At 73.3% G+C, this 14,615-nt stretch carries 14 protein-coding genes; 8 read left to right on the forward strand and 6 right to left on the reverse strand.

Features of this window, described 5'->3' with window-relative positions:
- The first annotated feature begins 24 nt into the window (after positions 1-24).
- Both KBX46_RS16130 and KBX46_RS16135 read left to right on the forward strand, forming a co-directional pair.
- The gene (locus KBX46_RS16130; protein WP_210793096.1) at positions 25-1,251 is read left to right on the forward strand and encodes a cysteine desulfurase-like protein; all 1,227 of its coding nucleotides are present in this window, start codon (positions 25-27) and stop codon (positions 1,249-1,251) included.
- The gene (locus KBX46_RS16135; RefSeq protein ID WP_088947340.1) at positions 1,248-1,535 is read left to right on the forward strand and encodes a GNAT family N-acetyltransferase; all 288 of its coding nucleotides are present in this window, start codon (positions 1,248-1,250) and stop codon (positions 1,533-1,535) included. Before KBX46_RS16130 ends, KBX46_RS16135 begins: the two co-directional genes overlap by 4 nt.
- A 14-nt stretch (positions 1,536-1,549) precedes the next feature.
- On the opposite strand, the gene KBX46_RS16140 is transcribed toward KBX46_RS16135, so the two are convergent.
- The gene (locus KBX46_RS16140; protein WP_210793097.1) at positions 1,550-3,040 is read right to left on the reverse strand and encodes a glycoside hydrolase family 3 protein; all 1,491 of its coding nucleotides are present in this window, start codon (positions 3,038-3,040) and stop codon (positions 1,550-1,552) included.
- Positions 3,041-3,256: 216 nt separating this feature from the next.
- Between KBX46_RS16140 and KBX46_RS32885 the strand changes: the two genes are divergently transcribed.
- From KBX46_RS32885 to KBX46_RS16155, 4 genes are all read left to right on the forward strand, one after another.
- Positions 3,257-3,382 carry a hypothetical protein gene (locus KBX46_RS32885; RefSeq protein ID WP_255421242.1) on the forward strand — a complete coding sequence of 42 codons (126 nt, stop codon included), beginning with the start codon at positions 3,257-3,259 and terminating at the stop codon, positions 3,380-3,382.
- Between the two features lie 99 nt (positions 3,383-3,481).
- The gene (locus tag KBX46_RS16145) at positions 3,482-4,432 is read left to right on the forward strand and encodes a TIGR03557 family F420-dependent LLM class oxidoreductase (RefSeq protein ID WP_210793098.1); all 951 of its coding nucleotides are present in this window, start codon (positions 3,482-3,484) and stop codon (positions 4,430-4,432) included.
- A 93-nt stretch (positions 4,433-4,525) separates the two neighbouring features.
- On the forward strand, positions 4,526-6,157 hold the full coding sequence (locus KBX46_RS16150; RefSeq protein ID WP_088951614.1) for an ATP-dependent DNA helicase RecQ: 1,632 nt from the start codon (positions 4,526-4,528) through the stop codon (positions 6,155-6,157).
- Positions 6,158-6,245: 88 nt separating this feature from the next.
- Complete coding sequence (locus KBX46_RS16155; protein ID WP_088947337.1) at positions 6,246-6,749, forward strand: hypothetical protein; 504 nt, start codon at positions 6,246-6,248, stop codon at positions 6,747-6,749.
- 137 nt (positions 6,750-6,886) lie between these two features.
- Here the strand turns inward: KBX46_RS16155 and KBX46_RS16160 are convergent, their stop codons facing one another.
- A complete protein-coding gene (locus KBX46_RS16160; protein ID WP_210793099.1) occupies positions 6,887-8,473 on the reverse strand; it encodes an MFS transporter in 1,587 nt (528 codons plus the stop codon).
- Positions 8,474-8,555: 82 nt separating this feature from the next.
- Between KBX46_RS16160 and KBX46_RS16165 the strand changes: the two genes are divergently transcribed.
- Complete coding sequence (locus KBX46_RS16165; protein WP_210793100.1) at positions 8,556-9,317, forward strand: TetR/AcrR family transcriptional regulator; 762 nt, start codon at positions 8,556-8,558, stop codon at positions 9,315-9,317.
- A gap of 9 nt (positions 9,318-9,326) precedes the next feature.
- Entirely contained in the window at positions 9,327-10,361 is a 1,035-nt protein-coding gene (locus KBX46_RS16170; protein ID WP_210793101.1) for a helix-turn-helix domain-containing protein, read from the forward strand.
- A 152-nt stretch (positions 10,362-10,513) separates the two neighbouring features.
- On the opposite strand, the gene KBX46_RS16175 is transcribed toward KBX46_RS16170, so the two are convergent.
- From KBX46_RS16175 to KBX46_RS16190, 4 genes are read right to left on the reverse strand one after another with little or no spacing between them, the layout of a single operon-like run.
- Positions 10,514-11,497 (reverse strand): DNA topoisomerase IB, encoded by a 984-nt coding sequence (locus KBX46_RS16175; RefSeq protein WP_210793102.1) that lies wholly within the window; start codon positions 11,495-11,497, stop codon positions 10,514-10,516.
- On the reverse strand, positions 11,481-12,434 hold the full coding sequence (locus KBX46_RS16180; RefSeq protein ID WP_210793103.1) for a glycosyltransferase family 9 protein: 954 nt from the start codon (positions 12,432-12,434) through the stop codon (positions 11,481-11,483). Before KBX46_RS16180 ends, KBX46_RS16175 begins: the two co-directional genes overlap by 17 nt.
- On the reverse strand, positions 12,431-13,132 hold the full coding sequence (locus KBX46_RS16185) for an SDR family oxidoreductase (protein WP_099852115.1): 702 nt from the start codon (positions 13,130-13,132) through the stop codon (positions 12,431-12,433). The genes KBX46_RS16180 and KBX46_RS16185 overlap by 4 nt, the downstream gene beginning before the upstream one ends.
- Positions 13,129-14,601: a PfkB family carbohydrate kinase gene (locus KBX46_RS16190; protein ID WP_210793104.1), complete on the reverse strand. Its 1,473-nt coding sequence runs from the start codon at positions 14,599-14,601 to the stop codon at positions 13,129-13,131. The genes KBX46_RS16185 and KBX46_RS16190 overlap by 4 nt, the downstream gene beginning before the upstream one ends.
- Positions 14,602-14,615: the final 14 nt, after the last annotated feature.

A 14,615-nucleotide genomic window follows, 5' to 3' on the forward strand; every position in this document is an offset into this window, starting at 1 on the left:
GGAGCACCGGCTAGGGTCCGGGACATGCCGTTCGACATCGCCCGCACCCGGGCCGCGTACCCCGCCCTGACCGAGGGCTTCGTCCACTTCGACGGGGCCGGGGGCACCCAGACCGCCGCCGGTGTGATCGAAGCGGTCGCCGACGCCATGCGCGCGGCGGTCGGCAACCGCAGCGCCGCCAACGTACCGGGCCGCCGGTCGTTGGAGCTGGTGGCCGAGACCCGCTCGGCGGTGGCCGACCTGCTCGGCGCCGACCCGGCCGGGGTGGTGCTCGGCCCGAGTGCCACCGCGCTGACGTACACCCTGGCCCGCACGCTCGGCGCGGCCTGGCGCCCGGGTGACGAGGTGGTGGTGTCCCGGCTCGACCACGACGCCAACATCCGGCCGTGGGTGCAGGCCGCCGAGGCGGCCGGTGCGACGGTGCGCTGGGCGGAGGTCGACCGGCACACCGGCGAACTGCCCGCCGCCCAGTACGCCGACCTGGTCGGCGAGCGGACCCGGCTGGTCGCGGTGACCGCCGGCAGCAACGCCATCGGCACCATGCCGGACGTGCCGGCGATCGCCAAGATCGCGCACGCCGTCGGCGCGCTCGTACACGTCGACGGGGTGCACTCCGTTCCGCACGGGCCGACCGACCTGAGCTCACTCGGCGCCGACGTGCTGGTGACCAGCGCGTACAAGTGGTCCGGGCCGCACCTGGCGGCGATGGTGGCCGACCCGGCCCGCTGGGCGGCGCTTCACCCGGCGAAGCTGGTGCCGTCCTCCGACGCGGTGCCGGACCGGTTCGAGTACGGCACGCCGAGTTTCCCGCTGCTGGCTGGGGTGACCGCGGCGGTCGATCACCTGGCCGGGCTGGACCCGGACGCGGTCGGGGACCGGCGGGCGCGGCTGCGGGCCGGTCTGGCCGCCGCCCAGGCGCACGAGGAGGCGCTGCTGGACCAGTTGCTCGCCGGGTTGGCCGAGCGGCCGGCGGTCACCGTGTACGGCTCGCCGGCCCGTCGCTGCCCGACGGTGTCGTTCCGGGTCGCCGGGATGTCGCCGGCGGCCACCCAGGAGGCGTTGGGCGCCGCCGGGTTCTGCCTGTCGGTCGGCGACTACTACGCCTACGAGTACTTCCAGATGATGGGTCTGCGGGACAGCGGCGGCGCGGTGCGGGCCAGCATCTACCACTACAACACGGCCGACGAGGTGGACCGGTTGCTCGGCGAACTCGACGCGCTGACCGGCAGCACGGGGAGAATGGCCGGATGAGCACCCTGGTCGAGGACAACCCGGCGAAGCACCGCTTCGAGATCCTGGTCGACGACGCGCTGGCCGGCTTCACCGCGTACCTGATGCGCGGGGAGGTCCTGGTCTTCACCCACACCGAGGTGGACCGGGGCTTCCAGGGCAAGGGCGTGGGTGGCGCGTTGATCCGGGGCACCCTGGACGAGGTCCGCGCCCGGGGTGGCACCGTGGTGCCGCAGTGCCCGTTCATGGCCGCGTTCATCGACAAGCACCCCGAGTACGCCGACCTGGTCGCCGACCTGCCGTAGGCGGGACGGTCGGCTCAGCGGGTGCCGGTCAGCACCTCGGCGGCGGCCCAGCCACTGGCCCGGGTCGCGCCGTGGGTGGCCAGGTGCACCGACCCGGTCACCAGCTCCGGCACGCCCAGCTCGACCACTACCGCATCCGGGCGGGCGGCCAGCGCGCGTTGCACGGCGGAGCGCATCCAGTCGTGCCGGTGCAGGTCGCGGACCACCAGGACGAGTGGGCGGGTGCCGGCCCCGGCGCCCGGATCGGCCGGCACGTCGGGCTCGGCGTAGCGGACCGTGCTGGTGCCGGGCAGCAGCTCGCCCAGTGGCGCGCCGATGCCCCACGGGGTCTCCGCGCCGATGGCGATGTTGCGCAGCGGCTCGAACTCGACGACGTGCGCCGCGCGGGTCAACGGCAGCGTCCCGGCCGCGGCCCGTGCGGTGGTGACCCGAACGGCCCGGCGGGCGGCGACCAGCCCGACGTCGGCGGCGCCGCGCACTCCGGCCGACCCGGCGGTGCGGGCGGCCATCGTCCAGGCGGCGAGTTGCCCGACCCGCTTGGCCGCCTCGGCGAGTCGTTCCTCGGGCAGCTCGCCGGAGACGACCGCGGCCACGATGGCGTCGCGCAGCTCGCGCACCGCCTGCTCGTCGGCCCGTTCGCCACCGACGCAGATCGCGTCGGCTCCGGCGGCGAGGGCGCGAACCGTCGCCCCGGCGAAGCCGTAGCGGTCGGCGACCGCGCGCATCTCCACCGCGTCGGTCACCACCACGCCGGAGAAGCCCATCTCGTCGCGCAGCAGCCCACCCAGGATGCGCTGACTCAGCGTGGCAGGCAGCTCCGGATCCAGAGCCGGCACCAGCAGGTGGCCGGTCATCACCGCCTGCACCCCGGCGGCCACGGCGGCCCGGAACGGGGCCAGCTCGCAGGCGTCCAGCCGGGCCCGGTCGGCGGTGATGCGGGGCAGGTCATGGTGTGAGTCGACCCGGGTGTCGCCGTGGCCGGGGAAGTGCTTGGCGCAGGCCGCGACACCGCCAGCCTGGAGGCCGCGTACCCAGGCGGCGGTGTGTCGGGCGACCAGCGCCGGGTCGGCGCCGAAGGACCGCACTCCGATCACCGGGTTCTCCGGGTTGGAGTTGACGTCGGCGTCCGGGGCGTAGTTGAGGGTGACCCCCGCCGCGGCCAGCTCGACGCCGAGGTCCCGGGCGACCGCCTCGGTCAGCGCCGGGTCGTCGACGGCGCCGAGGGCGAAGTTGCCGGGCCGGGTGCTGCCGTGCACCGACTCGAGTCGGGTGACGTCGCCGGCCTCCTCGTCGATTGCCACGATGACGTCCGGCCGCTCTGCGCGCAGCGTTGCGGTGAGTGCCGCCACCTGCGCGGGGTCGACGACGTTGCGGGCGAACAGCACCACCGCGCCGAGGCCCTCACCGAGCCAGCGACACACCCACGGCGGCGGGGTGGTGCCGACGAACCCGGGTTGCAGGACGGCGGAGGCGAGCGCCGGGAGGTGCCCGGCGGACGCGGTCACACCGCCCCCTCAGGACGGTCTGTCTCCAGCACCGGCGTCGGTGCGCCCCCGTCAAACCACTGGTCGCGCTCGCTCATGCGGCCCCCGTACCCCATCTCTCGCGCGCCCTCGGCGCACCGCCACCGGCAGGCGGTCATGCCATGGTCACACCGGGCGATTCAATAGTCAATAAACCTTACAGTTGCCTGGCGGCCCGCTCCCCGGGAGAGTGCGGGGATGGACCCCGCCCTGCTGGCCGACGCGACGAGCCCGGCCGACATCCCCGGCGTACGCCTGCTCGGCCTGGTGGTCGGCGCGCTGCTGCTGCTCGCCGCGATCCGGGCGATGTTCGGTCGACGCTGAGCGCCGCACACCGATCCGGGCCCGGCAAGCCGTGTGTGGCCGACCGCGCCCGGGGTACGGCATTCCCCATCAGCAGGTTCGCGCGCCGAAGGGGAAACGATGAAGATCGGATACTTTCTGTCCAGTGAGGAGTTCACGCCAGCCGAGCTGCTGGAGCAGGCGCGCGGTGCCGAACGGGCCGGCTTCGAGGCGCTGTGGATCTCCGACCACTACCACCCGTGGGTGGACGCGCAGGGCCAGAGCCCGTTCGTCTGGTCGATGATCGGCGCGCTCAGCCAGGTCTGCTCGCTCCCGGTGACCACTGCGGTGACCTGCCCGACCGTGCGGATCCACCCGGCCGTGATCGCGCAGGCGGCGGCGACCAGCGCGGTGCTGCACGGCGGGCGGTTCGTGCTCGGCGTCGGCACCGGCGAGGCGCTCAACGAGCACATCTTCGGTGACGCCTGGCCGCAGGCCGACGTCCGCCTGGAGATGCTGGAGGAGGCCGTCGAGGTGCTGCGCGCGCTGTGGGCCGGCGGCTTCGTCAGCCACCACGGCAAGCACTACACAGTCGAGCAGGCCCGGATCTACACGCTGCCCGACACTCCCCCGCCGATCTACGTCTCTGGCTTCGGGCCGAAGTCCATCGACCTGGCCGCCCGGATCGGCGACGGCTACGTGAGCACCATGCCCGACGGCGAGATGGTCCGGCGCTTCCGCGAGAACGGCGGCGGCGACAAGCCGTGCCAGGCCGGCTTCAAGGCGGCGTACGCGGACAGCGAGGACGAGGGCATGCGCATCGCGTACGAGCGCTGGCCGAACGCGGGGGTGCCGGGCGAGCTGTCCCAGGTGCTTCCCTCACCGCGCCACTTCGAGCAGGCCGCCGAGCTGGTCAAGCCGGAGATGGTCAGGGACGCGTTCGTCTGCGGCAACAGCGTCGACGCGCACCTGGAAATGATCGACAAGTACGCCAAGGCCGGCTTCGACGAGGTGTACGTGGCCAACACCGGCCCGCACTACCAGGGCCTGTTCGACCTGTACCAGCGCGAGGTCCTGCCCCGCCTGCGCTGAGCCCGGGATCAGACGAGCCGGCTACCCGATGCCCTGCCCATGATCGCCTGAATGCGTTTCGGCGGTCATGGGCTCGGGTACCTCCGGCCCTCGATGAAACTGTCCACGCATTCGATGACGTTGCGCCGCGCGGCCCGCAGCCTTTTCGGCTGGAAGGCGCTGAGGCCCAACCAGCTGGCCGCCATGCGCGCGGTCATGAAGCGACGTGACGCCCTGGTGGTGTTGCCCACCGGGGCTGGCAAGTCGGCGATCTACCAGATTCCGGCCAGCCTGATCCCCGGCCCCACCGTGGTGATCTCCCCACTGCTGGCCCTCCAGCAGGACCAGATCGCCTCCCTCAACGAGCGGCAACGCCCGGAGCTGCGGGCGGTGCGGATCAGCTCGAACGAGTCGCCCACCCAGCAGGCGGAGGCGATCACCGAGATCCGCGAGGGCCGGGCGGAGTTCCTGTTCATCACCCCGGAACAGCTCAGCAACCCGGACCGGATGGCCGAGGTCGCCGATCTGAAGCCGGCGCTGGTGGCGATCGACGAGGCGCACTGCATCTCGGCGTGGGGGCACGACTTCCGCCCTGACTACCTGGCGCTCGGGCACCTCATCGACGGCATCGGTCGGCCGCCGGTGGTCGCGCTGACCGCCACCGCCTCCCCTCCGGTACGCGACGACATCATCGCCCGGCTGCGGCTGCGCGACCCGGAGGTCGTTGTCTCCGGGCTGGACCGGTCGAACCTGTTCCTCGAGGTCGCGCACTGCCCGACCGAGGACTACCGGTGGCGGCGACTGGTCGCGCTGCTGAGCGACGACGAGCGGCCGGGGATCATCTACGTTCCGACCCGCCGCGCCGCCGAGGAACTGGCCACCCGGTTGACCGACGCCGGCTTCCCGGCGCAGTTCTACCACGGTGGAATGGCGGCCGGCGCCCGTGCTGAGCTGCACGAAGCGTTCCTCGCCGACCAGGTTCCCATCATGGTGGCGACGTCGGCGTTCGGCATGGGCATCGACAAGCCGAACATCGCCTGGGTGGCGCACATGGCGCTGCCCGACTCACCGGACAGCTACTTCCAGGAGATCGGCCGGGCAGGTCGCGACGGGCAACCGGCCCGGGTGCTGCTGCTCTGGCAGGCAGAGGACGTGGGCCTGCAGCGGTTCTTCAGCGGCGGCCTGCCCGACGTCGACGAGCTGCGCGACCTGGCCGCGCTGCTGCGCCGCAAGCCGGCCACCAAGACCGAGCTGCGCGAGACCACCGGCCTCGGGCCGCGCAAGCTGGGCCAGTACCTCTCCCTGCTGGAGCAGATCGGCGCCGCCGAGCCGCGCGCACGGCAGCGCATCGGCGCTCCCCGCTACTCCCCCGCCCCGGCGGACGCCGCCGCGGCGGCACTGGCCGAGGCGGAGCGCCAGCAGACGGTGACCCGGTCCCGCACCGACATGATGCGGGCCTTCGCCGAGACCACCGCCTGCCGGGGGCAGACGCTGCTGGCCTACTTCGGCGAGCAGATGACGCAGGTGTGCGGCCACTGCGACAACTGCCACAACGGCACCAGCGTGGCCGACCAGGGTGCGGTCGGGCCGTTCCCGGTGCACAGCCAGGTGCGTCACCCGGAGTGGGGGCGCGGCATGGTGCTCTCCTACGAGGAGGACAAGATGACGGTTCTCTTCGATGAGGTCGGGTACAAGACGTTGTCGGTGCGCGTGGTGTCCGAACAGGGCCTGTTGACCCTGGACTAGCCTGACCCGGGCTCCCGTTGTCGGGCCCGTTGATCGACCAAGCGAAGCACCGAGTGACCAAGCAGAGCAGGGCGGAAGGGGCATTGCCGTGATCGAGCAGCCGGCGTACACCGGTTTCGGTTTCTCCGACGGGGAGTGGGGGTTGCTGGTCGGCCTGCCGCAGTCGGTTCTGACCGCGGCGAGCGCCGCCGAGTCCGACGGCACCCGCCGGACCATGGCGGAGACCGCTGCCGGCCTGGAGACCATCGCCGCCGGCCGGGAGTCGGCCAGCCCGCTGGTCGCGGCCGTGGCCGGCGAGATCGTGACCCGGGTCGGTGACCCGGAGACCGGTGCGGAGCTGCCGGTCATCGCGCCCACCGACCCGAAGGCCATGATCGACGACGTGCTGCTGCGCGCCGGCGAGGCCTCCGCGCTGCTGGCCGCCCGGGTCGACGAGGGCGAGGCCGGTGCGTACAAGCACTGGCTCGTGAAGATCGCCGAGCAGGTCGTGGGCGCCGCGTCCAGCGGTGGGCTGCTGGGCATCGGAGGCGAGTCCGTCAGCGACTCCGAGCGGCGCTTCCGCGACCGGCTCGCGCACGTGCTCAACGACTGACGCCCCCGAGCAGCCACCCTGGTGGCGCGACCGCCCGTGGTGCGCCACGTTGATCGACTCGGTTTCCTGGAAACCGTGGCATTCCCGCGTTCGGGACGCCCCGACTTCCGGGAAACCGAGTCGATCATTTGGGGCGGCTACGCCTCGGCCGGCGCCGGCAGCGCGGTCGGCGTCGGGTCGCTCGGGAGCGCCGCAGTCGGGTCGGCCGGCTGGACGCCGCGCAGCGTGACCAGCGCGGCGACCGCGCCCAGCACCATCGCCACCATGGCGGCGACCGCCGCGAGGTGCAACCCGTCGGTGAACGCGACCCGGGCGGCGTGCAGCACCGCGTCGGCCAGATCCGCCGGCAACTCCTGGGCCACCGCGAGCGCGCCGCCCAGGGTCTCCCGGGCAGCGTCACCGCTGTCGGCGGGCAATCCCGCCGGCAGGCCGTCGAGGATCTCGCGCCGGTAGACCGCCGCGCCCACGCTGCCGAGGATCGCCATTCCCAGCGCGCCGCCCAGCTCACTGCTGGACTCGGTCAGCGCCGACGCGACTCCGGCCTGCTCGGGCGGCGCCGCGCCGAGCACCAGCTCGGTGACGAGCGACATCACCATCACCAGACCACCGGCGTAGACACTGGCGCCGACGAGCAGCAGCCACAGCGGCGACTCCGGCGTGACACGGGTGAGCACCGCGAAGCCGAGCACGGCGATCCCGAACCCCGCTCCGATCAGGTACGCCCGCTCGACGCGCTGGGCGAGCGCGGCGGCGGCCGGCGCCACACCGCCCACAGCGAGGGATGGCACCAGGCTCCACAGTGCCGCTCGCAGCGGGCTCAGGCCGAGCACCAACTGGAGGTGCTGGGTGGTGAAGATGGCGAAGCCGACCAGCGCGAACATCGCCAGCAGGTTGACCGCGAGCGAGCCGGCGAAGCCGCGGCGACGGAACAACGCGAGGTCGATCATCGGGTACGCCCGGGTCCGCTGCCGGTGCAGGAACAGCGCGCCCATCAGCAGGCCGACGACGATGGCGAGCACCCGCGCCGGACTGAGGCCGTCGCGGGCCATCTCCTTGATGCCGTAGATCACCGGCAGCAGCGCGCCGAGGGACAGCGCGGCGCTGAACAGGTCGAACCGCCCGGTCGCCGGGTTGCGTGACTCCGGCACGAGGACCGGGGCGAGCAGGAGCAGCATCAGCATCGCCGGGATGTTGATCAGGAATATCGAGCCCCACCAGAAGTGCTCCAGCAGGATGCCGCTGAGCACCGGGCCGAGCGCGATGCCACCGGTGAGAGTGGCGGTCCAGATGCCGATGGCGGTGCCCCGCTGCTTGGCGTCGTGGAACAGGTTGCGCACCAGGGCGAGCGTGGACGGCATCAGGGTGGCCCCACCGATGCCGAGCACGGCGCGCGCGGCGATCAGCGTCGCGGCGCTGTCGGCGTACGCGGCCAGCAGCGACGCCGCCCCGAAAGCGGCGGCGCCGATCAGCAGGAGCCGGCGTCGGCCGATCCGGTCGCCCAGAGCACCCATGGTGATGAGCAGCCCGGCCAGCACGAATCCGTAGATGTCGAAGATCCAGAGCTGCTGGGTGGCCGTGGGGCGCAGCTCCTCGCTGATGAACGGGACGGCGAAGTAGAGCACCGACACGTCCATCGAGACCAGGAGCAGCGGCAGCATCAGCACCGTGAACCCGATCCACTCCCGTCGGCCCGCCCGTGGTGCCGGTGTGGTCGTCGCCATCATGACCAGTCCCCCTTCTGCGTATGTCGTACGCTGTTATGCGTAGACCATACGCAGAACTAGGATGGCGAGGCAAGGAGGAAATGTGGCGGCACAGACGGACGACAGCGGGCCAGCGATCCCGGCCTCCATCGAGAGCGCCTGGGGGCTGCGGGAACGACCACCCAAGGGCCCCCGGCCCGGGATGAGCGTGCCCGCCATCGTGGACGCCGCCGTACGGGTGGCCGACGCCGACGGGCTGGCAGCCGTCTCCATGAGCCGGGTCGCCAAGGAGCTGGGCGCCGCCACCATGGCTCTCTACCGCTACGTCGGCTCGAAGGACGAGCTGCTGATGCTCATGGTGGACACCGGCTACGGCCCGTCGCCGGGACCGCCTCCGCCGGAGACCGACTGGCGCGCCGGCCTGACCCGGTGGGCCTGGGCCGAGCACAGGGTGCTGCGGCACCGCGCCTGGTTGCTGCACGTGCCGATCACCGGCCCGCCGATCACCCCGCAGCAGCTCGGCTGGATGGAGGACGGGCTGCGCTGCCTCGACGGCACCGCCCTCGGTGAGGGCGAGAAGATGTCGGTGCTGCTGCTGCTCACCGGGTACGTCCGCAACGAGGCCACCCTCACGTCGCAGGTGGCCGAGGGCAGCAAGGCCGCCGGCGTCGCGCCCAGCGAGATGATGCCGGCGTACGGTCGGACGGTGGCCCGACTCATCGACCCGACTCGCTTTCCGGCGCTGCACCGCGTGCTGACCGCCGGCGTGCTCACCCAGGACGACGACCCCGACGACGAGTTCGCCTTCGGCCTGGACCGGATCCTCGACGGCGTCGAGGCCCTGATCCAGCGCCGAGCCAGCTGAAGGAACCGGATGCTGCCGAGAGACACCATCGACACCACGGTCCTGCCCCCGGGCGAGCGGTTCGGGATGTGGCTCGACCTCGTCGCGCGCACCTCCGCGCCGCTGCGCATCCAGTCCGCGCACGCCGACGACTTCGCCGCCCGCGCCGACTTCATCGAGCTGGGCCCGATCCAGCTGGTGGAATACCAGTACCCGTCGCTGGACGCCACCCGCACCCGCAAGCTGGTCCGCCAGTCCGACCCGGAGCTGTACATCCTCGCCCTCACCACCGGCGGCATCGGCACGTCCAGCCAGGACGGTCGCCGCAGTGAGATCCTGACCGGCGAGTTCACCTTCTACGACGGGTCCCGACCGCACGACGTCTGCCACCACGCGACCGAGCCGGAGCGGGACCAGGCGAGCTCGATCATCACGTTGATCCCGCACGCCGCGCTGCCGTTGCCGCCGCAGCGGATGGCCGCGCTCTACGGCGGTCGGATGTCCGGCAGCGAGGGGATCGGGGCGCTGCTGGCGCAGTTTCTGTTGCAGGTGACCGGGCATCCCGAGCAGTACCATGCCGCCGACGCCAGCCGGCTCGGCACCGTGGGACTGGACCTGGCCACCACCATGCTCGGCCGGCACCTGGTCGCCGAGGACGCCGTGCCCACCGAGGTCCGCCGACGGGCGCTGCTCACCCAGGTGCAGGCGTACGTCCACCGGCACCTCGGTGACGCGACGCTCGGCCCACAGGTCCTCGCCGACGCCCACCACATCTCGGTGCGGTCGCTGCACCGGCTGTTCGAGGCCGAGCACACCACCGTGGCGTCGTACGTCCGGGGTCTGCGACTGGCCCGGTGCCGGCGTGACCTGTCCGACCCGGCGCTGCGCAACCAACCCGTACAGACCATCGCAGCGCGTTGGGGGTTCTCCGACAAAGCTCATTTCAGCCGGGCGTTCCGGGCGGCATACGGGGTGAGCCCGCAGGAACACCGCGACGGAGGCTCGCATCCGGCGCGGATCGTCAACCGGCCGGCATCAACGGTCAACTCACTGCCGGCAGACTGACACCAGCGCGTCCATCGTTCGATCGGTGGGCCGCCAACGGGGGCCGTGGCGCGGCGCCCGCCGCGAAAACGCGGCGGGCGGCCGCCCGGTGCACCCCTCATGCCTGAGGCCCCGGTCCCGCCACCTCCCCCCAGGATCGTTGGCGGGGCCGGTCAGGTCTTCTCCAGCAGCTCCAGGACCACCCGCTCGGCCTCCTCGCGTGGCGCCTGCGGGTCCACCGACGCCACCACCCCGTCGTGGTACAGGTCAACGACCCGCGGATCCACGTAGGACGTCCGCGCCACCGTCGGGGTGTTGCCCAGCAGCTCGGCCACCTCGCGCATCACCGCAACCACCGCCTTGCGACGGGCGGTGACCGAGCGGGCCGGGCCGACGGTCGCCAACTCGGTGGCGGCGAGCACCGTGGCGTGCCAGGTGCGGAAGTCCTTCGCGGTCATCTCCCCGCCACTGGCGTCACGCAGGTACCCGTTGACCTCGTCGCTGCGCACGTCGCGCCATTCCCGGCCGTCCCAGTAGCCGAACAGCCGGTCCGCCCACCGCCGACGACGGCGCAGATTGACCAGCACCTGGCACAGCTCCGGGTCCTCGATCCGGCGTACCTGCTCGATGCCACCCTTCGCGGGGAACACGAAGACCACGCAGCCGCCCCGGGACCGGGCATGCTCGGGACGCAGGGTGGACACCCCGTACGTCGGGTCGTCGCCGGCCGCGTACTGGTCGCTGCCGACCCGGAACATCCCCATGTCCAGCAGTCGGGCCACCGTCGCCAGCACCCGGTCCCGGCCCAGCCCTCGGCCGTCCAGGTCGCGCCCCACCCGCTCGCGCAGCACCGGCAGCCGGCGTGCCACCTCCAGCATGTGGTCGAACTTCGCCTCGTCCTGCTTCTCCCGCCACCGGGGGTGGTAGACGTACTGCTTGCGCCCGGCCGCGTCGATCCCGATCGCCTGGATGTGCCCGTTCGCGTGCGGCGAGATCCAGACGTTCTGCCAGGCCGGAGGAATGACCAGCTCCCGCAGCCGGGCCAGGACCTCCGGGTCACGGACGGGATCGCCGGCCGGGTTGACGAAGGCCCAGCCCCGTCCACGTCGACGCCGCCCGTACCCCGGTCGACCCGGGTCGCTACGCCGCAACCGCACCGGAGACACGCACCAGCCTTTCCACCTCAGCCACGGCGGCCAGCACCGCGTCGAGACGCAGGGCCGCCATCGTCGGGTGGCTTCCTACCCCGTCCCACCTGGGCCAATCCCCGTCGCCGGCCCAGAGCACCCGGTGCCGGGGCCGGTCCGGTGGCGGCCCCCAGTGCGCCGGCGGGACCGGCCCGAAGAGCACGACCGAGGCGGTGCCGTACGCGGTGGCCAGGTGGGCGACCCCGGTGTCCCCGCTGACCACCAGCCGGGCGTGCGCCACCAGCGTGGCGAGCGCGCCGAGATCGGTGCGGCCGGCCAGCACGGCGTCGGACGGCAGGCCGGCCGCCTCGGCCACCCGTCCTGCCAGTGCCCCCTCGTCGGCCGATCCGGTGAGCAGCACCCGGTGCCCCTGCTCGCTGAGCGCCCGGGCCAGCGCGGCGAACCGCTCGGCGGGCCACCGCTTGGCGGGGACCTTGCTGCCGGGATGCAGCACTGTGACACCCGTGGGCAATCCTGCCGCCGCGGGCCGGCGCAGGTCGAGGTCGGAGCGGTCAGCCGCGATGTCGTACCAGGACAGCAGCCGGCACCACCGGTCCACCTCGTGCTCGTCGGCGGACCACCGCGGACCGTCGGTGTGGTCAGCCTCCGGGTTGGCGAAGGCGAACAGCCGGCCGGGCCGGGTGGCCGCGAGCAACCGGTGCGACTGCGGGCCGCGCCCGTGCAGGTTGACCGCGACCTGCGGGGCCGCCCCGACCCGGATGGGCCGGTCCAGCCCGGCCGTGTCCACCAGCCGGTCGACGCCGCCGACCAGGTCGACCAGCGGGGCCAACCAGGCGGGCGCGGCGAGCGCCAGTTCCCGGGACGGGTACGCGGCCCGCAGCGCCCGCAGCGCGGGCACGGCGGTGACCAGGTCGCCGACGCCGAGGGCGCGCAGCACGAGGATCACGGGTACGACGTCTCCTGCTCGGCGCAGACCACCAGCTCGCGAACCGCGCAGCCGGGCGGCTGGTTGAGCGCGAACATGACGGCGGCGGCGGTGTCGGCGGGATCGTTGAGGATCGCGTCCGGCCCCGGCTTGTACTGCGGGTCGCGTTCGTCGAAGAACGCGGTGCGCATCCCACCCGGGATGAGCAGCGTGACACCGACCTGCCCGGCGAGCTCGGCGGCGAGGGCGCGGGTGAAGCCGACCACGCCGAACTTGGCCGCGCAGTACGCGGTGGCGTCGCTGACCGCCTTGACGCCCAGGGTGGAGGCGACAGTGACGATGCGCCCCCGGGACGTCAGCAGGAACGGCAGCGCGGCCCGGATCACCGCCGCCGTGGCCAGCAGGTCCACCGCGACGATCCGGTCCCAGGTCTCCCCCGGGACGTCCGCGAGTCGACCCGGCACGTCCGTGCCGGCCGCGGTCACCACCGCGTCCAGGCCGCCGGCCTGCTCGGCGAGGTGCTGGGTGGCCACCTCGGCGGCCCGCGTGTCGGCCAGGTCGCACTCGGTCCAGGACACCCCGTCGGCCGGCGGCTGCCGGTCCAGCACGATCGGTCGGCCGCCGGACGCGGCCACCGCCGCGACCACCGCCGCGCCGAGCCCGCTCGCGCCGCCGGTAACCAGGACGGTGGGCCCGGCTCCGGGCCGCGTGGCGGTCATCGGACCCGCTCCGCGAGCGTCCGGACGATCATGTCGGTGGTGGAACGACCGTCCAGATAGGGCACCACCACCGTGTTTCCGCCCCACCGGCGCAGAACCTCCGCCTCCGGCAGGGTGGCCGAGGCGTCACCGCCGCCGGTGGCGTAGTCGCCACCCTTGACCCAGACGTCGGGCCGTATCCAGGACAGCGCCGCGTCCGGGGTCGGCTCGTCGAAGACGAGGACCGCGTCGACACAGCTCAGAGCGGCCAGCAGCCGACTGCGGTCACCCTCGGACATCACCGGCCGCTCCGGGCCCTTCAACCCGGCCACGCTGGCGTCGGAGTTCAGGCAGACGATCAGGCAGTCGCCGAGCTGCCGGGCGGCCTCCAGGGTGGCCACGTGCCCGGCGTGCAGCAGGTCGAAGCAACCACCGGTCGCCACCACCGTGCCACCTGCGGCCCGTACCTCACCCAGGAGCGTGGCGACCGCCGCGACTCCGACCCGGTCCCCACCGGGGCTGACCAGGGTGGCGTTCGCAGGGCCACCCCTCGTTCGCGACTGCGCGGATCGCAACCCGGACTCCCTCCTCGCGTTCGCCGCCGGAAGCGCCGCGGCCACTCCTCCACCCGCCACGAACCGGGACGCCTCGGCGACCGCCGCCTGCACCGCCTCGGAGACCAGGGCGCCCTGAGCCAACGCGAGGCTGGCAGCGGCCGCGAAGCGGTCGCCAGCTCCGCAGGTGTCCCCCTCCGCGCTGCCGGGGGTCGGCACCACCAGCGGCGTCGATCCGGCGTGGCAGAGCAGCGCGCCGTCACCGCCCAGCGTCACCGCGACCGCGCCGGCCCGCCAGCGCCGGCGGAGCCCCTGCGCACCACGCGAAGCGGTGGCCAGCCGGGAGGCACCGGGCAGCGCGGGAACCAGCTCCCGCACCTCCGACTCGTTCGGGGTGGCCAGGTGGACGCCGGGCACCGCCGCCGGACCGCGCGGATGCGGGTCCCACACCACCGGCGCGCGGGTCGCGGCCAACGCGTCACGAAGCGCGGGCTGCCGGGCCACCCCACGGCCGTAGTCGCTGACCAGCACCGCCGACGCTCCGGCGATCACCCGCAGCACCTCGTCGGAGGGCTGACCCGGCTCCCCGGACGCGCCACCGCGGTCGTGGCGCAGCAGCACCCGACCCCGAGCCCGTAGCCGGATCTTCTCCGGCGTCGCGCCGGAGAGAGCCAGGGGATACACCTGCACACCTGCGGCGGCGAGCAGCGTGCTCAGTCGGGCTCCGCCGGCGTCGTCGGCGAGCGCGGTCACCAGCACCACCTCGGCGCCCTGCGCGGCGGCGAACACCGCCGCCAGACCGGCGCCACCGGGTCGGTCGGTGGCCGCGGTCTCGTCGAGCACCGGCACCGGGGAGTCCGGGCAGAGCCGGTTCACCACCCCTTCCACGTCCCGGTCGAGCAGGGTGTCGCCGAGCACCACCACGGGTCCTCTCACGCTTGCCTCCTCAT

It is taken from the genome of Micromonospora sp. C81, assembly GCF_018070425.1.
In the GTDB taxonomy this organism is placed as follows: domain Bacteria; phylum Actinomycetota; class Actinomycetes; order Mycobacteriales; family Micromonosporaceae; genus Micromonospora; species Micromonospora zamorensis.